This is a genomic window from Pseudomonas sp. TMW22080 (genome assembly GCF_022496745.1).
In the GTDB taxonomy this organism is placed as follows: Bacteria; Pseudomonadota; Gammaproteobacteria; order Pseudomonadales; family Pseudomonadaceae; genus Aquipseudomonas; species Aquipseudomonas bubulae.
In genome coordinates this window covers 661,424-682,486 of sequence record NZ_SCFF01000002.1, presented here as the reverse complement: position 1 = coordinate 682,486, position 21,063 = coordinate 661,424, and the positions used below count along the sequence as shown (strand labels likewise).

The window sequence follows — 21,063 nt, the reverse complement described above, 5'->3', positions numbered from 1 at the left end:
ATACAACGAAGCGTTGAATTAAAGAAAGAAATCCATACGGAAGTAGATCGGCGCTTCACGCTCGGTGAGCACATCCGGTCGCTCCAGGGAATGAGCCAGGGTCACACTGGCGCTGAGGTTGCGGCCCCGGGCAAACAACTCCAGCGAATTGCTGGAGACCCGGCCATGTACCTCGCGGTTGTAACGCCCGTGGCGAATCACGCCCTGGTCGTAGCCAAGGCTGGTGCCGTAATCGGTAAATACCGGGCGCAGCCACCCCCACGTCACCGGACGCCACCAGCGCAGGTCATTGCGCCAGTAACCTCCGCTGTCGCCGGACAGTTGCTGGTCCTTGTATCCCCGTACCGAGGCTGTACCGCCCAGGCTTAAGCGTTGTGGACTAAACAGCACATCCTCACTGCGTTGACCGGTGGCCATACTGGTAAAGCTGAAGGACTCACCCCACAGCTTGAAAGGCTGTAAATAGCTGATGGTCGCGGTGTATTTGCGGTAGCGGGCCTCTGGCATGCCCCGCTCGGGGCTGTGCTCCCCCTGGGCATCGAAGGCGCCGATACCGTTTTGCATACCGACATCGAGGTTGACGAAGGAACTCGCGATACGTCGACCGTGGTTGATGCCAACCTGGAATTCGCTAAGACGGTGGCTGCTGTTGCGCAGTCGTGAATCGCTTACGTAGTTATTGGAACGCATATGCGCCAGACCGGTGTTGAGGGAGGTTTTACTCATCGCGTCGCGATGGACCACCCGCTCGGCACGCAGTTGATGGTTTGCACTGTCCCCGGTTTGTTTGAAATCAAACGTATTGGCCTGGCCGACCGAGCGATAATCGCTTTGGCTGTAGCTATAAGCGAAGTTCCACCAGCCCCACGGCAGGTTGTAGTAGAAGCTCGCATTTTTCGAAGTTTTCCGGTGGTCACTGATTGCATCGTGGCCCCCACGCAGCACCAATTGATCGGCCAGACCCAGCGGGCTGTCCCACTCAAACCCCGTACCCCACTGCTGTTCACCGGTACTTTTCTGACCGTCGTTAGTACGCGACAAGCCGACACGCCAGGGCTTTTGCGGCGCGTTTTTGACCACTACCGCACTCCCCCCCACCTCACTGCCCGGTGCCAGTTCCATTTGTGCCTGGTTGGATGGCAAGCGGTTGAGCTGATCAATCGCCTGCTCGATTTCCCGCAAATCCAGCTGATTACCAGGCTGACCGGGAAAGCTCATGGCCAATTCGCGGCTGGATAGCTTGCTGTTGTCGTCGCCCTTGAAACTTTCAAGCTTGCCTTCAACCACCAGGACTTGCAGATGCCCTTGGGAAAGGTCCTGCTGCGGCAAGTAAGCACGACTGGTCACCAAACCCCTGTCGATATATCGGTTGGTGATGACCTTGAGTAGTTCATTGAGCTGGGACACGCCCAGACACTGGCCGATATAGGACTGGATCACCGATTCGCGCTCACTGGCGGACAGGCTGTCGGCGCCCTTGAGCTCGATTTCTTCTATGGGGAAACAGCGACTGTCGGCTGGCTGAGCTGGAGCCGTAAGAGAAATCTGTTTGCCGGGAAGCTCCTGAAGCTCCTCAAGCCGGCGCCGTTGCTCTTCGAGCAGACGTTCTTGACGATCGCGAATCAGATCCTGATCACCCGGCGTCGGGCCCGATTCAGCCACAGCGGAACTCACCCCGGCCAAACCAACCAGCAGAGACGAAAAGTAAAACCTTACAGCGAGGTGACATGCCGACATGCTTGCTCCATCCGTGGTTCGCAAACCTTGCTGTGTGAGCCAAAGCCTTTTGACAGGGGCAACTCGTAGAAAAATGCCTAGGAGCGCCCGTGGATGGCGTAAGTTTTAAGTTTCTCAGAGGGAAATGATTTAGGACGTTTCCTATACCAACGACGAAACCTCTCGCTAGGGGACTAGATTTTTCGAAGCAGGTAGATCTGGTAGTTGAGGGGTCCGCTTGCCCCCATGTGCAAAGCCAAATTGTCAGAGCGCCCAAGAGCACTGCGTTGGCCTTATCGATGAGTGCCGATCCGTGGTTGATATCAACGGCCAACGGGGTGAACAGATTAAAAATCCGCCGCTCTTTGAATATTTACTGCCGATCGCATACCGATAAACCACTCACGGACACCATGATTAAAATCAGTCACCCAATCATCTGCCGGGTAAAAAAGGGACTGCCCCGCCTGACCTCTATGCTTGGTGAATGCTAAAAATGGGGGGATTACCCGCCCTTCTGAACGAACGTTGGCCGCTCATCCTGAAATAAGCACTCAGACGCGCCGTCGCGATGCCCTCACGATGCCCTCACGATGCATCGGCGAATATTTCGCTCAACCAGTCGACAAATACCCGAACCCGTGGCGACATGTGCCGGTTCTGCGGGTAAAGCACAGAAACCGGCATCGGTGGCGGTGGCGTTTCGGCGAGAATTTTCTGCACCAGGCCTTGGGATATCTGCGTTTTCATCCGGTAATGCGGGCACTGGATGATGCCGAGCCCGGCAATTGCCGACGCCGCATAAACTTCTGCACCAAACACCGACAACGCCCCCTCAATGACCACTTCCTTGACTTGGCCATCGACCATGAACTCAAACGGAAACTGCCTGGCGGTGGTGCGCGAGACGTAATTCACGGCGCGGTGATGGCCCAGGTCGTCGAGGCTTTTCGGTACACCGTATTGGCGCAGATACCCCGGACTTGCACAGGTGATCTGTTCAAGGTTGGCCACACGCTTGCCAATCAATGCCGAATCACCAAGGGTTCCGGCACGCAGGACACAGTCCACACCTTCGGTAATCAGGTCGACAAAGCGATCGGCCTCGCTGATGGACAACTCTATCTCCGGATACCGGGCCATAAACTGCGGCAACGCCGGGATAACGAAGTGTTTGGCCAAAGTGCCATGCAAATCTACGCGCAACTGGCCTTTGGGGGCCACGCCGCGAAATGCCAGCTCGGCCTCCTCCAGTTCCGCCAATAACTGCACGCAACGCTGGTAGTACGCCTCGCCATCAAGCGTAGGGCGCACTTTTCGCGTACTGCGTTCCAGCAGACGCGTACCAAGCCAGGCCTCGAATTGATTCAGGGTATGGGTCAGCGTCGCCCGCGGCAGGTTCAAGTCATCGGCAGCTTTCGTGAAGCTGCTGCGCTCATAAATCCGCACAAAGGCTTTCATCGCCTTGACTTGATCCACGCTGAACGCCCTCTTTTTGATTGTTGGTATTTATTGAACAGTTAAGCCAACTTTCATGCATTTAACACCAAGAGTAAACATGTGAAATTAGCCTCGTCCCCAGCAAACACCCCCCACTGACACAAGGAATGACAGCCATGACGACTCACAATTTGAAAGTTGCCATTATCACTGGCGCCTCCCGCGGCATCGGCGCTGTTATTGCCAAACAACTGGCCACCGAAGGTTTCGCAGTCGCAATCAATTATGCCAACAGCGCCAACGAAGCCACGGCTCTGGTTGCCCAATTGCGTCAGGCCGGACACCAGGCCATCGCGATAAAGGCAGATGTTGCCAGTGCCGAAGATGTACGCCGCCTGTTTGATGAAACCGAAGCGCAACTGGGTAAAGTCGACGTGCTGGTCAACAACGCGGGCATCCTCAAAGTCATGCCGCTGGCGCAACACAGCGACGAGCTGTTCGATCAGAATTTCAATATCCACGCCCGCGGCACCTTCAACACGCTGCGTGAAGCCGCTACCCGCCTGAACAATGGCGGCCGGATCATCAACTTTTCCAGCAGTACCGTCGGCATGAACCTGCCGGGTTACGCCGTGTACATCGCCAGCAAAGCAGCGGTGGAATCCCTGACCCAAGTGTTCGCCAAGGAAATGCGCGGTCGCAACATCACCGTCAACGCCGTGGCACCTGGCCCGGTCGCCACCGATCTGTTCTTGCATGGCAAGAGCGAAGAGCAAATCCAGACCTTCGCCAAAATGCCTCCGCTGGAGCGCCTGGCTCAGCCAGAAGATATCTCTCGCGTGGTGTCCTTCCTCGTCGGCCCTGATTCGGCCTGGGTGAACGGACAAATCCTGCGCGTCAACGGCGGCCTCGTCTGAACCGTCCTGCTTGAGACTCAGGGCAGGTGAACATGCTGCCAGCAATCGCAGCGGATGTTCACATTGTTCAGCGCAGTGACGGCAGGTTTTATCTGCTGATTTTGGAGAGGTCTTTATCTTGAAATCCGTCATTCTGATTACCGGTGCCTCCAGCGGGTTTGGCGCGCTCACCGCACGCGCCCTGGCCGACGCTGGCCATACCGTCTACGCCAGCATGCGTGAAACCCAGGGCCGCAACGCAGCGCAAGTACTCGAAGCACAGCGCTACGCGGACGAACACCGGGTTGACTTGCGCAGCGTTGAACTGGACGTCGCCTCAACCGAGTCGGTCCAGGCGGGCGTCGCGAAAATCATCGGCGATTGCGGCCAACTGGACGTGATCATTCACAATGCCGGGCACATGTCCTTTGGCCCCGCCGAAGCCTTTATGCCCGAGCAGTTCGCCCAGCTCTACGACATCAACGTATTGAGCACTCAACGCGTTAACCGAGCGGCCTTGCCGCAACTGCGCAAACAGGGACGGGGGCTGGTGCTGTGGGTTTCCTCCAGCAGTGCCCGCGGTGGCACCCCGCCGTATTTGGCTCCGTACTTTGCGGCCAAGGCGGCCATGGACTCGCTGGCAGTGTCCTACGCCAGCGAACTGACGCGTTGGGGGGTGGAGACGTCAATCATCGTGCCGGGTGCGTTCACCAAGGGCACCAACCACTTCACCCATTCCGGTTCCCCTGCAGACCAGGTTCGAGCCGCCGAATACAACGAAGGCCCTTACTCCGGTGTGCCGGATCAGGCACTCAAAGGTCTGGCAGCCCTGGAACCGGCTGACGCGGATGTCGGTGAAGTGGCCAAAGCCATCGTCGAAATCGTCGGAATGCCATTGGGTACCCGTCCATTTCGGTGTCATATCGATCCATCCCAGGACGGTGCCCAGGTCGTCAATGCCATGGCCGACCGGGTACGCGCTGAAATGCTTCGCCGCATAGGCCTGGAAGACCTGCTCAAGGTCGCTGCTCGCTGAGTCTGCCCTCGCGGCCCGAGGGGTACTACGGCGACTAAGTGGAATACACACACTCCAGGTTTTACGCAAAGGCCAAAGCCCCCCGGCGACCTCCCACAAGACCGCCAATCACATAGGGCATGACAATGATGAACATCAACTTGAGCCACGGTACGGCGACCCTGCGCAGGCGCTTTCGAAATGCGGGCCTGACCGTTTTGACCACTATGGGGTTTGCAGCGTGCGGCGATCATCGTACGCCCGATGCAATGCAGGAAATGACCATGAAACCTTCAATCACGTATCTACATTTGCTACGCCACACGCCGTTTTTCACGTCGTTGACGACCGAACAACTGCGGTGGGTCATCGACCACTCAAACGAATGGGAAACCGAAGCCGGAGCGGTCATCGCCAAGAAGGACCAGGGTGGAGCATCGGCACCGGACACCTGGATCCTGCTCGATGGTGGATGGCAGGTTCATTACAACGGCCATACCTTCGCAAGCGGGCATGGTGATGCGGGCAAATGGTTCAATATGGGCGAAACACAAGGTGCGGACTGTGCGCTGATCACGACCGGGCACAGCTACATCATGCGCATTACCGAGGCCGACATGAACACAATGCTGGAACAAGGTTTTACGTTCGGGCCTCATCTTGAAGCCGGGCGAAGGTACTACCAGTCGATATTCACTACGACGCAAGGGCTGAACTGCCCCTGTGAAGTTGGGGATTTTGCAGCTGGTTTGGATTGAGGCTATGACTGAGGACGATGCTGGCAATCGAAGCTGCGGGTTGGCCCCACTCTTGAATGACCTGGGCTTTGAAAGATCTGGAATACGAACGTCATTTTGGCTGCATTAAATACCCGCTTAAAAGGCTAAAACTGCTGCCCACTTAAATCAAAGTGCACACCATGTCACAGCTTTGGGAGCTGGGTAGATGACGTGGATAGACGCACACGTTAAATTGAGTGTTGACGTATATTTTTACACCTTATATTCAGACTGATATATAAATCCGAACCAGTCATTTGAGCGTAGATCTTTTGAAGACTCCCCCCTTTATTTCGCTTGAATCCCCTGATCAACCGGAAGTGATTGCCCTCATTGAGGAGCTTGATGCTTACCAAGCCCCGCTTTACCCCGCAGAAAGTCATCACGGCATAAACATCGAAGCTCTTTCTTCGAAAAATGTGCTGTTCGCTGTTGGGCGTTCCAGTAACGGAGAGGCCGTGGCATGTGGAGCCTTGGTGGTGCACCCGACGCACGGCGAGCTGAAGCGGATGTTTACAAAACCAACATTCCGGGGACAAGGGCTGGCCAGTCGGCTTCTTACAACCCTAGAAAACGAAGCTCGAAAGGAGGGCTGCTTTCATTTAATGCTTGAAACCGGCTATCGACAACTGGAAGCAATTTCATTTTATGAGCGCAACGGATATCAGCGTCGAGGGCCATTCGGCGGGTATGAATATGATCCCAATAGTATATTTTTGGAAAAGCATCTCGAATCATAGCGTCCATATGCAGCTGTGCTGGCCGGACAGATATTGCTATAAGCGCAGCATTGAATTACTGCGGTGAAACCCTCAGCAATCATCGCCTGGGTTCGCGGAGGTGTCTTTACACACTTTGTGCCGAAAGCAGACTCTCAAGCTATTTTTATTAGCTTCAACATGCACCCGGCGGCCCATTGGCCCTGGCGAACCAAACCACGGACAGACCGAGCAGCGCCAGTATCAGCCGCGTTGGGGAAAAAGAGCTCGGCCCCGCCTGTTCCAGCAACAAGCCACCAGCAATGCCACCTCCGGCCACTGCCAGATTGAAGATGGCGACCAGCATCGACTGCGCTACATCGGCCCCGTCACCGGCGGTATCGGCAATGGCCGTCTGTAGTAACGAGGGAGCGCCACCAAACGTCAGCCCCAAGGTCGCAACGCTGAGGAGCACAAGAACCAAACTACAGATTTTACTTAAAGTATTAACTGTTACATATACATACGAGCCTACCTCTTTGAAATAGGTTATTCCCTATAGTACCCCGCGCAATGCGGTGCTCTCGCACTACTGACCTATTTCATGGATTACACAAATGCAGTTCCGAAAGAATATAAATTCGCTGCGAGCGCTCGCGGTCATTTCCGTTGTGTTGTTTCACTTCAAAATCGGAGGGTTCGGCGGGGGCTTTGCTGGAGTCGACATCTTCTTTGTTATCTCCGGTTTTCTGATGACCGGAATCATCGTCAACGGCCTCCACAATCAAAACTTCTCACTCTTGGGCTTTTACGCCTCCAGGGCACGGCGAATCATTCCGGCTTTGCTGACTCTGTGTGCAGCGTTGCTGATCTTCGGGTTTGTCTATTTTTCCCTCGATGACTACCGCGAGTTGATCAGAGCAATCAAGAGCAGCTTGTTGTTCAGCTCCAATTTCATGTTCGCCAAAAGCAGGGGCTATTTCGACGCACCACACCGATACGAGCAGAGGCAACAGTTACCGCGTGTACTTCCCGGGTAAGGAGCACCTCACGGGGCAGTCATTTGCCGATACATACGCGGCTGAGTACACCAAAGTTGTGTGTGCCATCGCAGAAAATCGTCCGGTGTATATCGTCAAACCGATCCCGGAAATGCCGTTCAACATTTACAAAGGCTTGAACCTGCATAAGCGCATTTTCCAGTACTCATCGGACATCACCGTTTCACTGCAGGACTATGAGAGACGTAATCGCATAGCCAACCACGCCATTGAAGTCGCGGCAAAGCAGTGCAATGCCAAGGTTATTGACCCAACCCCATATCTTTGCCCGAACGGACAATGCATGGGCTCAAGGGATGGTGTGCCGCTGTACTACGACGACAACCACCTGGTGGATGCTGGTAACGAGCAATTGAAAGAGTTGTTCAATGGAATCATTGAACAGATTTAACGCCCCCAATTCCATGGTTGCCCTACTGGTGGACAGCAACTCGCCTGGACGTTTCCGAGCATGCTTTTTTGGACATGGTAGATGCCCCCCATAAAAGAAATAAAAGGCCAGCCAACGTGGGGTGATTACGGGCTCCCTGATTTGAGAACCCTTGAGCGTGAGCTGCGTTCAGCTGCAGTAGATGAGGTGGAGGCAGCCTATAGCCATGAAGCTGCCATAGCGCTGGTCGCTCAAAATTTGGGTTTTGTTAACCCGGCCATTTTGTCCCTCACCATTGAGACACCCATGGGGTTAGTAATCGTCGACCGAAAAAGCTTCTATCACATAGTAGAAAAGCGTGCCGATGCTCGCGAACGCTATGTGAAAATGGCCATGGACACGCTTACTGGGCCTTTTGAGGTTTGGAAGGTCGAATACGATGATGGCTCGTACCGCTTGGCCTTTATAGGAGCCTACGAAGCAAAGCGCCAGATGCTGGTCATTGTCGCTGTGCGAGACGGGCTTTTGTTCTGGAATTTCATGCAAACGGACGCCAAGTCACTGAACAAGCATCGACATGGCGAGCTGCAGCACCAGCGCTATAAGCCTTTAATCACGGACAAAGAAAAAGGGCAGTCCTGAGAACTGCCCTTTAGGGAGTGTGCTTGATATTCATATACGCACCCTCAAGCAGGGGTGTGGAGGTCTCACCCTACGCTGATGTGCCAGCCATCGACAGGGTTCCTACGCCAGTTATAGCCGCTGGAGGCAACTGGTTTCGCGCTCCAAAACATTATTTATGATCCATCAAAAAAGATCAACTGCTTGCTCAGCATTAAGACCGCTGGCCTATAAGCCAAGGTGATAGTGCTCGGTTGATGACCTCCACGACCTTTAAAACAACGGCGTGCGAAAAACCTATTTCCAGCTGCGCTCCACAACCTGGATTGACAGGATGTCCTCGTTCTCACGCGAGGCCGCCCATGAAACTTCCACGTCCAACCCGCACCACAATGATCTTCAGCCTCTGCCTGATCGCCCTGGCCAGTGTATTGGCCTACGAGAATCATCAGCTCTCTCTGCTAACCAACAGACTGGAGACCACGGCCAACAAGGATTCACTCGACGCGATTCTGACGCGGCTGGCCAAGGTTGATGAGCGACTGGATGCCGTTGACGGCAAGCACCTGGTTACCAACGACGACTTCCGCTCGGGGCAACAGGCGCTTTCCAATCGCATCGATGCCGTTCAGGCGTATGCCAAGCAAGCGTCTAAAACCACCCAAGACCTCTCCATGCGCGTAACAGCTGCCGAGGAGCAGGTGATGGTGCTCAAGGCCAGTATCGAGATGATCGATAACCGGCTGCAGGAACTGAGCAAGCCTCAAGCCTCAGAACCACCACTGGTTGCCCCTCCCCCAAAACCGGTTGTTCACAAGAAACCTCCACCTGCGCCCCAACCTCCTCCGTTCACCGTAATCGGTATCGAATATCGAGGTGGCGAGCGCTTTCTGTCCGTGGCGCCATCCGGCAGTACGCAGCTAAGCCAGATCAACCTGATCCGGCCCGGCGATGGGGTCACGGGCACTGCCTGGAAGCTCAAATCAATGGATGGCCGATTAGCCCACTTCGAAGTGGCCGGTCTGTCGAGAACCCTAACTGTTGAGCCATAGGAGGTCGCCGTGGCTGACTCAAATATCCTCTGCAAACCGTCGCGTTTAGCCGTGCTCGGGTTAGCTGTAGCAGGCCTGGTGGCTGCCGCACCGCCTTGTGTTAATGCAGCAACAAGCACGACAAATTCTCAGGAAAGCCTTGAAGCAATCAGTTCAAACCGTGACAGCAGCCAGATTGAGCTGGCTAGCGAATGGGGGCTAACCCTTGAGGACTGGAGCCGTTATCAGGGCCTAATGAAAGGTCCACGCGGCATCTATTCCCCGGGGCTGGACCCGCTGACTGCCCTGGGTATTGAAGCAAAGTCGGCAGAGGATCGCGGTCGTTACGCGGAGTTGCAGGTCAAAGCCGAGCGCCAGCGGGTCGAGAAGGAATTGGCCTACCAACAGGCCTATGACCAGGCCTTTAAGCGGTTGTACCCGCACGAAAAGATTATCCAGCTGTCAGCCAGCCCGGCCTCCCCCATGACCAGTTCCCCACGAGCGCTTAAAAGCGACGGTCGCTTGGCCATCTTTGTGCAGGACAACTGCATGGCTTGTGTCACGCGGGTCCAAAACCTCCAGGCGCAAAATCAGCCTTTCGACCTGTACTTCGTCGGCAGCCTGGGCGATGACGAGAAGATCCGCCGCTGGGCAGTCCTGGCCAGGATAGAACCGACCGGTGTCCTGAACCGCACCATTACACTGAATCACGACGCCGGGCGCTGGCTCGGGCTGGGTCTCGGCGGCGAGCTTCCGGCTGTGGTGCGCGAGGTCAATGGCCAATGGCAACGTCAGTAATTCGGGCAGGGCTGTTCGGTAGCCTTCTGCTGGGCACTCCCCTCACCTACGGCACCGAGACTCCACCTCCGGCGTATCAACTGATCGCATTACCGGCAGGCGTGCCTTCAGAGGTGCTGTACTCGGTCGCCCTGCAAGAAAGTGGTACCCGACTGCGCGGCCAACTCGTGCCCTGGCCCTGGACCTTGAATGTTGCAGGCGCCGGTTATCGCTTTGCGACCCGTAGTGATGCTTGCAACGCATTGCTGCACGCCATTCAAACCGCAGGCCCTCACCGGGTCGACGTGGGCCTCGGCCAGACCAATATCGGCGCCAATGGTCACCGTTACAGCTCTCCATGCGAGGGGCTTGATCCGTATAAAAATCTGTCGGTCACCGCTCAAATTCTCGCCGAGCACAAGGCCAAAGGCGGCGACTGGATCACGGCCGCCGGGCGCTATCACCGTCCGGCCGGGGGCAAGCCCGCTGCCCGCTATCGACTGGCCTTTGCCAAACACCTGAGCCGCGTTACCGGCATCAATCTAATGGCGAACACTCCATGAATCGACTCTGTTATCCGTTTCTACTCCTGCCCTGCCTGAGCCTGGCGCAGGCTGTACACGCCAGCTCGCTGATTGTGGTCGAGGACAGGGGCGGCGTGTCTGCCCTGCCCTATTATCAGGACCTCAACCCTGAACCAACCGCCCAATCGATATCGGCCTTGAACATTGGCGTTCGTGGCACCGGGGCATTTCCTGTGCGCTCGACACAACTGACACCCGGCCAGGAAAAGAGCCGAGTGATCAACGCGCCCGGCCTGCAGCCGCTATTTCTGGTGGGAGACGATGAACTGTCCAGAACCTGGCTCTCACAGCGTCGCGAGCAACTGCAACAACTGCAGGCCGTAGGGATCGTGATCAATGTGACCAGCGCCGAGCGCTTTGCCGAGGTTCAACGCTGGGCCGGAACACTGCAGATAGTGCCGGCACCAGCTGATGATCTGGCGCAACGTCTCGGCATCCGTCACTACCCTTTATTGATCACCGCCACCACGCTCCAGCAGTAAGGCGCTGACCGAAATCATGGCCAGCACCTACACCATCGAATCGCTACTGCGACCCGCAGTCGAGCTGTACACAGTCCTGGTGTGTGTCGCCGCAGCCTTGCTATGCGTTTTCGCGCCCTGGGCCTTTGCCCTGACTCCGCTGTTCGGGGCAGTCGCTGCGACAGGCTTTATAGCCCTTGGCTTTGTGCGCCTGCGACAGGCATGGGTGGTGTTACGTTACCGCCGCAATATCCGCCGCCTGCCCCACTACACCATGACCAGCAAGGATATTCCGGTCAGCAACGAGCGTCTGTTTATCGGCAAAGGCTTTCGCTGGACGCAAAAACATACCCAGCGCCTGATGGACACCTATCTGCCCAAATACGCCGAGTATGTTGAGCCAACTTCGATTTACAGGTCGGCACGCCGCCTGGAAGAGCGGCTGGAGTTCGCGCCTTTTCCGCTCAAGATGCTCAGCAAAGTCACAACCTGGAATATCGCTTTGAACCCGGCCCGGCCACTCCCTCCCGTAGGTGGATTGCCGCGTTTGCATGGCATAGAACCGCACGAGGGCGACGTCAGCTTGCCGCTGGGAGAACGGGTTGGCCACTCACTGGTACTGGGCACAACGAGGGTGGGCAAGACTCGTCTTGCCGAGCTGTTTATCACTCAGGACATACGTCGAACCCGGCGTCACCGAACTCAGCATCTTGATCGCGAGGTCGTGATCGTCTTCGACCCCAAGGGTGATGCCGACCTGTTAAAGCGCATGTACCTTGAATGCAAACGCGCAGGCCGACTCGATGAGTTCTACGTCTTTCATCTGGGCTGGCCTGACTACTCGGCCCGCTACAACGCGGTGGGTCGTTTTGGTCGGATCTCAGAAGTGGCCACGCGCATTGCCGGTCAACTGTCGGGGGAAGGCAACTCCGCAGCGTTCCGCGAGTTCGCCTGGCGCTTCGTCAATATCATTGCCCGCGCTCTGGTAGCCCTCGGCCGACGCCCGGACTACGAACAGATCCTCAAGCATGTGATCAATATCGATGCCTTGTTCATAGAGTACGCACAAAGCTACTTCGCGCAGAACGACCCCAAGGCCTGGCAAACCATCGTCGAGGTCGAGGGCAAGATCGATCGAAAAAACCTCAGCTTCGCCATGAAAGATCGCCCGCTGCGCGTGGTTGCCCTGGATATGTACCTCACCCAAAAACGCATCTCTGACCCGGTCATGGATGGCCTGCGCTCGGCAGTGCGCTACGACAAAACCTACTTCGACAAGATCGTCGCCAGTTTGCTACCACTGCTGGAAAAACTCACCACCGGCCGTATCGCAGAGCTGCTGTCGCCCGACTATATGGACCTTGAAGACCCACGCCCAATCTTCGACTGGATGCAGGTCATCCGTAAACGAGCGGTTGTGTATGTGGGACTGGATGCCCTGTCGGACACCGAAGTGGCCGCCGCCGTGGGCAACTCTATGTTCAGCGACCTGGTGTCAGTCGCCGGGCATATCTACAAATTCGGCATCGATGACGGCCTGCCCGGCGCCAGCAGCGGCAAGGTCGCAATCAATGTGCATGCGGATGAATTCAACGAACTGATGGGCGACGAATTTATCCCGATGATCAACAAGGGCGGTGGCGCCGGCATGCAAGTCACCGCCTACACCCAGACCATGAGCGATATCGAGGCAAAAATCGGCAGTAGGGCCAAGGCTGGCCAGGTGATCGGCAACTTCAACAACCTCTTTATGTTACGTGTTCGCGAAACCGCCACTGCCGAACTGCTGACCAACCAATTACCCAAGGTCCAGGTATTCACCAGCACAACCGCCAGCAGCGCCAATGATGCGATCAATGGCAACGCCGCCTTCACCTCCAACACCCACGACCAGATCCAGAGTGTCAGCGTGCCAATGATCGAGCCCGCCCATGTGGTGAGCCTGCCCAAGGGGCAATGCTTTGCCCTGATCGAGGGCGGCAATCTGTGGAAAATTCGTATGCCATTACCGGCGAGCGACCCGGACGAAGTCATGCCCAAGGACCTGCAGGCCCTGGCCGAAGGAATGCGCAAAGGCTCTGTGGACAGTAGCGACTGGTGGCAGGCCCCCGGCTATCAAGCGTTGAGCGAATCGTTACCGGAGGATCTGGTGGATGACTTTCGCCAGATAGCCCATGAAGGTCATAAGGCTCAAACCTGATGGCCGACATCGCAGAAAAAGCCCAACAGCAGCAAGAAGGTCAAAAAACCTTTCTCGGCATTCTGATTGCAACGCCCTTCCACTTTCTGGGAGTGATGTTTGGCTCCTTGCTGGCTGCCATTGTCGTCGAATGGATATGCCTGTATCTGTTCTGGCCAGAGGCTGGCTGGCGACATGCGCAACAGATGTTTGAATACGAGTTGAGCTGGTTGTCCCAGGACTTGATCCATAGCGTCGTGATCAAGGAGCCGGGGCGCACGGCAACCTGGTTCGCCCAAATGGTCTATGACTGGCTGATGGTGAAAACCGGCATGCTGGATTGCCTGAATGCCCTGACCCAGTACGCCAGGACCGCTTCGCCACAGCAGATCGTCAACTTCGATCTGCGCTACGAAACAGGCCGGGTAATGATCAAGCTTCAGGACTATGGATTGGCCGCGCTGTATACCGTGCTCACCTTCTGCGTGCGGATGGTCATTTTGACGATGACCATCCCGCTGTTTTTACTGGCAGGGTTTACAGGGCTGGTCGATGGGTTGGTGCGGCGTGACCTGCGCAAATTTGGTTCGGGGCGGGAATCGAGCTATCTGTATCACAAAGCACGGGGGGCGATTATTCCGCTGATGATTGTGCCTTGGACGGTGTATTTGGCTATGCCGGTCAGCGTTAGTCCGTTTTTGATTCTGCTGCCCAGCGCGGTTTTAATAGACATGTCCGTCTATATCACTGTCTCAAGCTTCAAGAAATACTTGTAGGAGTGACGTATGCAGTGGACTCATAACTACAAACCATCATCCACTAGACCGCCTATATTCTGCTGTTACAGGCCTTCGCCGGTACCGGTAAAACCACAACGCTGGTGGACTATTCCATTCACCACGTCTCAGTGAAAATGCGGTACTTCAGCTAAAACACATCTGTTGAACTTGCAGCCAAGGGGAGCTTCCCACGTAACGTGCGCCTGCAATACCACCCCATGATCTGGCCTATGCGGTCTACGGCAGCCAATAACCGCCAAGCAGACAAGAGCCTACGCCTCACAGATATTGTTAGAGCGACCAGCTCCCAGGGCTGGGAGCTGGTACGCGACGCGCTCAGTTTATTCAAAAAATTCATGGTCAGCGCCGACAACGGGTTTGACAGAGAGCATTTCACAAGATTTCAGGGCCAAAGGATACTCACCAGCCCCCAGAAGCGATTCTACGTGGCACAAAAACGTGCGTACCTCAATTGCCGCAGCCAAGAGATGTGCTTGCCGGCGGGCGTCTGGCGACCTTTTCCTATCAGTATCTAAGGGGTCGGTTTGAAGCCCCGAATGACCCACATTAGAAGGCGAAGAGCGAGAATTGGCCCTATCAAACAAGCAAGTGCAGCAGCTGCGAACGCCGCTGCAAGATCCCCACCGAAGATGAAAGCCATCACTGAAAAGGCAATGAACACGGCGGCTGAACCTAGTCGAAATACTTGAATCAATCGCCAAAAACCTTCATGAGGAAACCACTGAGGCCTCATAAGTAGAAAACCAAGTTTTGGTTTCCGGTCAGAACATTGCGCAGTCATAAACTATCCTTCGTTTTCACGGATGAGAAACCCGCATCCTGGTACTACAAAAGTCCCACGAACGCCGGTGGTATGCAGCGATCCCTTCCTATACGTCTGGTGTGGTGTCACTTACGGCAAGTGATTTTTGAGCAAGAACCAACACATATTGAGCGCAAATGACCGCCCGAGGCGTGTCATCTGATCTTCGGGAATCCCGACTGGCCGATGAGCGCCTGGGCTTAAAAATTCGGGTTGACCCTTGCACGCAAATCGCCTGGGATTGCTATAACCTCGGCAAGTACATGCATGATGGTCATGAGCCAGTGAATGATGCTGAACCCCATACTTGCTTAAGAGAACAACTGAAACGATTGGGGTTGCAGTTCTAAAAACTGTGCAAACGAATGACGCGCTCGAAGTCCTATCATGTTGCCGCTTCCTTTTTTCTTACGTGTAGTAACTGCATTGATCAAGCGCTTAATGATTCCGGAGCTTTGCTAACAGTTACATTCTTTTTACCTTCAATAAATCATATGCTTACCAAAATTAACTTCTTTCGTATTTTATGTTCGAAGCGACTGCGTAGCCCCATACCCGCATAGTCGTTTTTTTAAGGGTAACTCCTAACTGCATTTGGCGCGTTTGTGCACAACACACATGAGCACTGACATCGACGGATTATCCGTTGCCTTGCCTGAAGCCCCTGCTTAGTCCCAATGGTCGAACCCAACTGGTCTTCCGTTCCAAGCTGAAAATAGCGTTCGCTGCCCCCAATACTGCACTTCGCCGCGTTCTTCTGTCCGCACTGCACGGAACACAGTTTCTCGGTATTCAGCGACTTCAGCTCCTTGATTAAAAACTGGCATTACCTGTCCCATTTGAATGTCGCCAGAAATTCGGACGCTAGGGATATGGGCGAGCAAAGCGGATGTCCGCGATTCGCGCAATACGATACAAAAGCTCGGATAACGCCTACCGCCCACAACCAGACGAGCATCTACTCCTCGATTTTGTATTTCTTGAAGTAAAGGTAAAAGCTCTTGAGCGGCTAGAACTCGATTACGGGCCATAGTCATTTCTTGCGCCGACTCGTTGCACCACTGTGTCAGATTGCTGGTATCTGCCAGGATGATCCTCGAGCCTGCCTGCTCGGCAAAACGGTGCACTCCAGGTAGATAGCGCGAGGAGGTAATAAATAGGCCGCGATTAGCTTTGTGACGGTCTACATGAGCTGAAAGGGCCGCAACCGCATCAAGCTTGATGGGATTACCGGGCGCATAACGCTTAACCTGTACCAGCGTGAGCAGGTCTCCTATCGGGTCTCGTTGCCAGATTCGCAGGTCAACACCTTCATCCCCAGAACCAGGCCCGAGCTCTGTTTTCCATCCTCTAGCGGCGAAGATGCTGCTGATGAGTGTTTCAAACTCGCGAGGAGCAAGCCGATGAAAGTCTTGCGCATTCGCAGCAAAATGAGCGTAAAGGTCGCCGCTGATATCCGCTGTATCAGCCTCAACCAATCGACAGATCCATTTCCAACGCGCGACGCGATAGGCTGCTTGAGCCAGATCATTCCCGTCATCGATTAAATAGTATCCCCATGTGCATGATTCATGGCACTCTAGGTAGACACCGACTGACTCCAGCGCGCGACCTAGCTCCTGCGCCTCCTCGTGATCCCACTCGAGGACGGTGTTTATCGGACCCTCCACACATAATAGAAGTAACGCACCACCCAGCCAAGGTTCGTCATCATAGTAAGCCACAGAGTCTGTATGGCAGGCGTCGTACCAAATATCATGGTGCTTAGCCCAATCAATCGTGATGCTGGTGATCTGAGCGACCAGCCTATAAACAGCAGCTTCCGAGGCCATCTGGATATCCATTGCCGTCATTCCGTCTGTAAACCGATGCTCACGATGTGGTTCGTCGCATAAGGGAAATATACCATCGCTCGTCAGAGGGGTACCTTTTTGTGTGCATATACAACCTTTCTGCAACCGCTCCACACTTAAACAGCAAGGCGGGGGTACTCAGTGAACGGCCCCTTGCGATCAGTCTCCGAGCCAAGACAGCTGGGTTTTTGCAGCAGATTTTGTTTCCTCCGCTTTCTTATAGTTTGCAGCCATAATCCGATAGGCTCTCTGAGACCTCATCGAATCGACGGTATAAAGCAATGGGACAGCCTCCATCGATATAGCCGACCTGAACTGTTGCTCAGCCTTTTCGAGGTAAAAGTCGAGCTGTCCTATAGAGAAGAAAGGTTGCCCTTGGTTCAGAACTGGAAAAACTGCTCCAAACTTGGCCCACCAGAATGAAGGCACAACTCTGACTATGTAGCCCTGTAGAAAATCTCCGCCCCGAAGAAACTTACGCATCGCCTCTTTAACATGCGGTTCCAAGTGCATTACTGAGCAGTGTTCCCACCCTTCGAACGTTGCCTTCCAAAACATGCCGATCACAAAATGATACAGTTGCTGCGATTTGATAGCCGGCAAGATATTGCTTCCTACACTCAGAATCAGACCGGGGCCATAATCCCCACGAGGAGCCGTCCAGGCAGGCATCAGACTGTTCTTTAGGATCTGGTAGACCGGCGAAGGCAGCTTTTCCTTTTCATTGATCTTGAGCACCGTCGATAAGTAGTAGTCCTCACCTTCTGCTGACATCAATCCCTCGCACGTGTCACACAGCAACGCCTGAAATACCTGCTTCCCCATCGAGAATACTTTTTCATTTTCCTGACTTCGGAGTAATAGCTTCGTACCTTCGGCTTTGTGCCGATTGAGATATCTATAGATAGCCTTTGGTAGGAAATGACTTTGCCGCAGAGTCCGCGCTTCCCCATTGTCAGGGCCGCACAACGCACATAGCCCCATCACCTTATTGATTTCACCCTCCATCTAGATTCCCCAGCAAAAAATGATTACGTGGTAACTGTATGCGCGCACTAGGATGAGAGGCGACGTACGCCTCACAACGAATATTAACCTTCCTCGTCAAACAGATCGTCAAGAATGTCTTGGGGTACGTTGAAAATGCCCACGAATCCACCGTCTATGAAATCCTCCTGCCTTGACAATGCTCTCAGTAGAGTGGGCCGCCAGTGGTTGGAGTACAGCTTTCTCTCCTCAATACGAGCTTGAGTCCGGAGAAATCTTCGCACGCCTGCTTTGCCATCTCGAGCATACTCAAGATGAACCCCAGTTGCGTGCGACATGAGGTAGGTGTTGATTTCTTTTTCATAGCGCTCATTAAGCTCAAGCGTTTTTATCTGATGCTTCAAGCGATCACGCAGGTTTTCAGCTAGGTCTACATCGGTCATGACCTGGAAAGTGGCAACCAATCCGCCCTCGGAAATATCGATTCTCGCCTCCAGAAAGTGCACGTTAGGCAGCTCATCAAAATAGGCGTGAATCAAGGCCAGCTCCCCGTCGGCCTGCTCCCCGAAACCTGCGAGCTTTATGTGATTGCAATCGTGACAGCTCGGTACGAGGTTTCGCGAGTAGATAGCCAGCGGTTTAAATTCAGATCGGGGAAGAAAATGATCGAGCTCTGAAACTGAGTCGATTCCACAAATCGGGCACAGATCTACACCCTTGAACAAGCGCTCACGCAATGAGTACAGTAAACGGCCCTCCTGAGTTCGGTCGTAAGCGGCATACACCGCGTCGATCAGCGACTTAGGGAACGCTGCGCCTTTCAATATCTTGCTGGCTGCGCCAAGGTCGGCGTCGTATCGGTCATAGATGGCAAGCAGTTGTGCAATCTCATCTTCCTTGAGCTTATGGCCGCGTGGAATTTTGTAATTGTACTCACGCACCGAAGCAGTCAGATCCGCTCGCGACGAATCACGATCAGGCAGGGGAAGATTTCTCATTTCTTCAACCTGCGCTTCGCTTGCTTGGATAGCACATAAGCTCGAGCTTGAGCGCTGAGGCCGTACTCGAACGCAGTCTCAACCTCGTCAAGAGTGTCGTACTCTTCAGCTAATAGGTCGAGAGCTGCATGGTAGTCAGTGCTCGCCGCGGTGAGCCCAAAACTGTCGTATGTAAGGAGGCCGATGTTTTCTCCGTAAGTCTCGATTTTCGGCCTTTTGATGGTGATTTCTGAACCGTTTCGACTGACGTAGCGGACGTGGCAGGAGAGAGTTTCTTGCAGCAATACAGGAGAGTGAGTGGCGGCCACGCAGTAGGCATTCAGCTCCGTCAGAATCATCCGCACGGTGTGCATTAATGCGGCCATTAGTGGGGGGTGCAAATGTGTTTCCGGCTCGTCGAAAAGGACCAGTGACTGTGGCCGTGTATGGGCGACAAGGGAAGCAATCACGTGCAGGACAATTTTATGTCCGGTACTCCAATCCATGAAATGCTGCCGGGAGCGCCGAGGCCTTGCGATGAGATCAGCCAGCTGAGTTTTCAAATCTCGAAATGAGGGATCGGCAGTTAGCGATTCAACGGTCAGCTCGAACAATTCATCTCTTTTGTTTTTTCGAATTATCTTCAGCAGGCTTACGAACTCGTCCGCAAGCGCATCTATCGATTTGAGTTTTGTCGAGCTGCGCCTTTCCATTGAAATCTCGGGCGGCTCGTTATCGGAATCAAACTCGGCTTCAGCGCTGAGCTTTTCAAGATCGTCACGGACTTCCTCTACAATGTTCCGAAGCCCACAGAAGACGAAACGACTGTCACCACTTTCAATGTCATTGATGATCTGGGATAGATCGCGAGCATCGAGCCCCGGCACTACAAAGCTATCAAATGCGCTGTAGGAAATAGTAATAACCCGCATGAATCCGATAGCTTTTGGCGTTATCTCGCCCATCGCGGAAAATCCGTCCTGATCACGCTCATGCGGGGATGCATAGGCGAGGTGGGACAAGCGAGAAAGGATCGTACTCTTGCCGGACCCATTGCGGCCCACCAGTACGATAATACGTTCAGGCAACAGAACTCGATTCCGGCCTGGTCCGACCTTCCGATAAGACCCGCGGTATCCCTTTGGCTTTGGAGCCTCGAAATTGAATTCGATAGGTCGGGTGGCTCCGGCGGGAAGGAAGGAAAATGCTTCCATTCCCACGAGCGCTTTGAAGTTACCCTCGTAGAGGATTTTCGCGTCACGAATGAATTCCTTCCAATCAGGCGTGTCTCTGAAAATAGAAGACTTCCATCCGTCCTCATCTTTGAACACGTCAATGAGATTCGGATTCGCCACCGCATCCTGCAGCGCATTCATGATGCGTTTGCGGCGACCGCTGGGCAGCTCGTTCAGGCGTTGATAATAATCGAGCGACGTCCCAACAGAGACCCAGCCTTCACCTAACTTGTTAAAGGGTTTTTTTATAAGACGAGGCCCAGTCGTCTGGCCTTGCTTGAGAATTTTCACACCACCGATGTAGGTGACAACATCGGGTTCCTCTGACTTGGGTCGATAGTAGAGGTGGTACAGCGTTTGATAGCTGTGATCATCCCAATCGTCCAGCTGGAGTGCGAACACACTGTAGCTTTTGCTCAAAACTTTGCGCGATGGTGGGTAAATTTCGATGGGCATCGGAATCACGAGTCCTAGTGTCTGTTATCTGCTGGGCCATTGCTCACACGGGCCGGCGTGGGGGGAGCTATCTGACAGTGATTTCTAGCTTCGTAAGGCCGAGCTCGCTTTCCTTTGTTCCATAATTGGTGCCTGTAAGTAGGGGGGCATGACCGATTCTCCGTCGTTGAAAGACAAGCATGAATCAGCCAATGTAACAGTCGCTTGCAATTCAACGGTGCTAGGACAGCAAGGGGGTGGTCATTTAGTTTTCTAGTGTCCAACTCGCACATCGCATGATGACATGGCTTGTTGCCATCAATAGAGTGTAGGATCGTTTCGACGC

At 54.3% G+C, this 21,063-nt stretch carries 20 protein-coding genes; 13 read left to right on the top strand and 7 right to left on the bottom strand.

The features are described 5' to 3' along the window. Nucleotides 1–18 precede the first annotated feature (18 nt). Complete coding sequence (locus EQV96_RS09570) at nt 19–1,737, bottom strand: ShlB/FhaC/HecB family hemolysin secretion/activation protein (protein ID WP_240881876.1); 1,719 nt, start codon at nt 1,735–1,737, stop codon at nt 19–21. Between the two features lie 567 nt (nt 1,738–2,304). After that, a complete protein-coding gene (locus EQV96_RS09565; RefSeq protein WP_130872092.1) occupies nt 2,305–3,195 on the bottom strand; it encodes a LysR family transcriptional regulator in 891 nt (296 codons plus the stop codon). Nucleotides 3,196–3,332: 137 nt separating this feature from the next. On the opposite strand from EQV96_RS09565, the gene EQV96_RS09560 reads away from it, so the two are divergent. The 4 genes from EQV96_RS09560 to EQV96_RS09545 all read left to right on the top strand — a co-directional run bounded on the left by EQV96_RS09560 (nt 3,333) and on the right by EQV96_RS09545 (nt 6,586). Then, the gene (locus EQV96_RS09560) at nt 3,333–4,073 is read left to right on the top strand and encodes an SDR family oxidoreductase (RefSeq protein ID WP_095001760.1); all 741 of its coding nucleotides are present in this window, start codon (nt 3,333–3,335) and stop codon (nt 4,071–4,073) included. 118 nt (nt 4,074–4,191) lie between these two features. Then, the gene (locus EQV96_RS09555; protein WP_240881874.1) at nt 4,192–5,088 is read left to right on the top strand and encodes an SDR family oxidoreductase; all 897 of its coding nucleotides are present in this window, start codon (nt 4,192–4,194) and stop codon (nt 5,086–5,088) included. A 125-nt stretch (nt 5,089–5,213) separates the two neighbouring features. Beyond that, nucleotides 5,214–5,825 (top strand): hypothetical protein, encoded by a 612-nt coding sequence (locus tag EQV96_RS09550; protein ID WP_232527640.1) that lies wholly within the window; start codon nt 5,214–5,216, stop codon nt 5,823–5,825. A gap of 278 nt (nt 5,826–6,103) precedes the next feature. After that, the gene (locus EQV96_RS09545) at nt 6,104–6,586 is read left to right on the top strand and encodes a GNAT family N-acetyltransferase (RefSeq protein WP_232527639.1); all 483 of its coding nucleotides are present in this window, start codon (nt 6,104–6,106) and stop codon (nt 6,584–6,586) included. A gap of 154 nt (nt 6,587–6,740) precedes the next feature. Here the strand turns inward: EQV96_RS09545 and EQV96_RS09540 are convergent, their stop codons facing one another. Next, the gene (locus EQV96_RS09540; protein WP_240881872.1) at nt 6,741–7,019 is read right to left on the bottom strand and encodes a hypothetical protein; all 279 of its coding nucleotides are present in this window, start codon (nt 7,017–7,019) and stop codon (nt 6,741–6,743) included. A gap of 142 nt (nt 7,020–7,161) precedes the next feature. Here EQV96_RS09540 and EQV96_RS09535 point away from each other — a divergent pair, with 142 nt between their 5' ends. The 9 genes from EQV96_RS09535 to EQV96_RS09495 all read left to right on the top strand — a co-directional run bounded on the left by EQV96_RS09535 (nt 7,162) and on the right by EQV96_RS09495 (nt 14,404). Continuing rightward, nucleotides 7,162–7,584 carry an acyltransferase gene (locus EQV96_RS09535; protein WP_240881870.1) on the top strand — a complete coding sequence of 141 codons (423 nt, stop codon included), beginning with the start codon at nt 7,162–7,164 and terminating at the stop codon, nt 7,582–7,584. Further along, nucleotides 7,568–7,996: an SGNH hydrolase domain-containing protein gene (locus tag EQV96_RS09530; RefSeq protein WP_240881867.1), complete on the top strand. Its 429-nt coding sequence runs from the start codon at nt 7,568–7,570 to the stop codon at nt 7,994–7,996. The genes EQV96_RS09535 and EQV96_RS09530 overlap by 17 nt, the downstream gene beginning before the upstream one ends. An 81-nt stretch (nt 7,997–8,077) precedes the next feature. Continuing rightward, nucleotides 8,078–8,617 carry a PBECR2 nuclease fold domain-containing protein gene (locus EQV96_RS09525; RefSeq protein ID WP_240881865.1) on the top strand — a complete coding sequence of 180 codons (540 nt, stop codon included), beginning with the start codon at nt 8,078–8,080 and terminating at the stop codon, nt 8,615–8,617. Nucleotides 8,618–8,958: 341 nt separating this feature from the next. Continuing rightward, nucleotides 8,959–9,648 (top strand): methyl-accepting chemotaxis protein, encoded by a 690-nt coding sequence (locus EQV96_RS09520; RefSeq protein ID WP_240881863.1) that lies wholly within the window; start codon nt 8,959–8,961, stop codon nt 9,646–9,648. Nucleotides 9,649–9,699: 51 nt separating this feature from the next. Continuing rightward, nucleotides 9,700–10,425 carry a TIGR03759 family integrating conjugative element protein gene (locus EQV96_RS09515; protein ID WP_240881974.1) on the top strand — a complete coding sequence of 242 codons (726 nt, stop codon included), beginning with the start codon at nt 9,700–9,702 and terminating at the stop codon, nt 10,423–10,425. Next, on the top strand, nt 10,410–10,967 hold the full coding sequence (locus EQV96_RS09510; RefSeq protein WP_240881861.1) for a lytic transglycosylase domain-containing protein: 558 nt from the start codon (nt 10,410–10,412) through the stop codon (nt 10,965–10,967). The genes EQV96_RS09515 and EQV96_RS09510 overlap by 16 nt, the downstream gene beginning before the upstream one ends. Beyond that, nucleotides 10,964–11,470: an integrating conjugative element protein gene (locus EQV96_RS09505; protein ID WP_240881859.1), complete on the top strand. Its 507-nt coding sequence runs from the start codon at nt 10,964–10,966 to the stop codon at nt 11,468–11,470. The genes EQV96_RS09510 and EQV96_RS09505 overlap by 4 nt, the downstream gene beginning before the upstream one ends. A 16-nt stretch (nt 11,471–11,486) precedes the next feature. Next, nucleotides 11,487–13,649: a type IV conjugative transfer system coupling protein TraD gene (gene traD, locus EQV96_RS09500; RefSeq protein WP_240881856.1), complete on the top strand. Its 2,163-nt coding sequence runs from the start codon at nt 11,487–11,489 to the stop codon at nt 13,647–13,649. Further along, nucleotides 13,649–14,404 carry a TIGR03747 family integrating conjugative element membrane protein gene (locus tag EQV96_RS09495; protein ID WP_240881854.1) on the top strand — a complete coding sequence of 252 codons (756 nt, stop codon included), beginning with the start codon at nt 13,649–13,651 and terminating at the stop codon, nt 14,402–14,404. Before traD ends, EQV96_RS09495 begins: the two co-directional genes overlap by 1 nt. Before the next feature lie 1,494 nt (nt 14,405–15,898). On the opposite strand, the gene EQV96_RS09490 is transcribed toward EQV96_RS09495, so the two are convergent. The 4 genes from EQV96_RS09490 to EQV96_RS09475 form a co-directional block, all read right to left on the bottom strand. Continuing rightward, nucleotides 15,899–17,074 (bottom strand): restriction endonuclease, encoded by a 1,176-nt coding sequence (locus tag EQV96_RS09490; protein ID WP_240881852.1) that lies wholly within the window; start codon nt 17,072–17,074, stop codon nt 15,899–15,901. A gap of 168 nt (nt 17,075–17,242) precedes the next feature. Beyond that, entirely contained in the window at nt 17,243–18,091 is an 849-nt protein-coding gene (locus EQV96_RS09485; RefSeq protein WP_240881850.1) for a hypothetical protein, read from the bottom strand. 83 nt (nt 18,092–18,174) lie between these two features. Continuing rightward, nucleotides 18,175–19,068: an HNH endonuclease gene (locus tag EQV96_RS09480; RefSeq protein WP_240881848.1), complete on the bottom strand. Its 894-nt coding sequence runs from the start codon at nt 19,066–19,068 to the stop codon at nt 18,175–18,177. Next, complete coding sequence (locus EQV96_RS09475) at nt 19,065–20,738, bottom strand: ATP-binding protein (RefSeq protein ID WP_240881846.1); 1,674 nt, start codon at nt 20,736–20,738, stop codon at nt 19,065–19,067. The genes EQV96_RS09480 and EQV96_RS09475 overlap by 4 nt, the downstream gene beginning before the upstream one ends. Between the last annotated feature and the right edge of the window lie 325 nt (nt 20,739–21,063).

What these genes read in the sequence shown, in the direction of transcription:
- EQV96_RS09570 (WP_240881876.1), bottom strand. Translation starts at nt 1,737, where the DNA reads ATGTCGGCATGTCACCTCGCTGTAAGGTTTTACTTTTCGTCTCTGCTG.
- EQV96_RS09560 (WP_095001760.1), top strand. Translation starts at nt 3,333, where the DNA reads ATGACGACTCACAATTTGAAAGTTGCCATTATCACTGGCGCCTCCCGC.
- EQV96_RS09550 (WP_232527640.1), top strand. Translation starts at nt 5,214, where the DNA reads ATGATGAACATCAACTTGAGCCACGGTACGGCGACCCTGCGCAGGCGC.
- EQV96_RS09535 (WP_240881870.1), top strand. Translation starts at nt 7,162, where the DNA reads ATGCAGTTCCGAAAGAATATAAATTCGCTGCGAGCGCTCGCGGTCATT.
- EQV96_RS09525 (WP_240881865.1), top strand. Translation starts at nt 8,078, where the DNA reads ATGCCCCCCATAAAAGAAATAAAAGGCCAGCCAACGTGGGGTGATTAC.
- EQV96_RS09520 (WP_240881863.1), top strand. Translation starts at nt 8,959, where the DNA reads ATGAAACTTCCACGTCCAACCCGCACCACAATGATCTTCAGCCTCTGC.
- EQV96_RS09510 (WP_240881861.1), top strand. Translation starts at nt 10,410, where the DNA reads ATGGCAACGTCAGTAATTCGGGCAGGGCTGTTCGGTAGCCTTCTGCTG.
- EQV96_RS09505 (WP_240881859.1), top strand. Translation starts at nt 10,964, where the DNA reads ATGAATCGACTCTGTTATCCGTTTCTACTCCTGCCCTGCCTGAGCCTG.
- traD (WP_240881856.1), top strand. Translation starts at nt 11,487, where the DNA reads ATGGCCAGCACCTACACCATCGAATCGCTACTGCGACCCGCAGTCGAG.
- EQV96_RS09495 (WP_240881854.1), top strand. Translation starts at nt 13,649, where the DNA reads ATGGCCGACATCGCAGAAAAAGCCCAACAGCAGCAAGAAGGTCAAAAA.
- EQV96_RS09490 (WP_240881852.1), bottom strand. Translation starts at nt 17,074, where the DNA reads ATGGATATCCAGATGGCCTCGGAAGCTGCTGTTTATAGGCTGGTCGCT.
- EQV96_RS09485 (WP_240881850.1), bottom strand. Translation starts at nt 18,091, where the DNA reads ATGGAGGGTGAAATCAATAAGGTGATGGGGCTATGTGCGTTGTGCGGC.
- EQV96_RS09480 (WP_240881848.1), bottom strand. Translation starts at nt 19,068, where the DNA reads ATGAGAAATCTTCCCCTGCCTGATCGTGATTCGTCGCGAGCGGATCTG.
- EQV96_RS09475 (WP_240881846.1), bottom strand. Translation starts at nt 20,738, where the DNA reads ATGCCCATCGAAATTTACCCACCATCGCGCAAAGTTTTGAGCAAAAGC.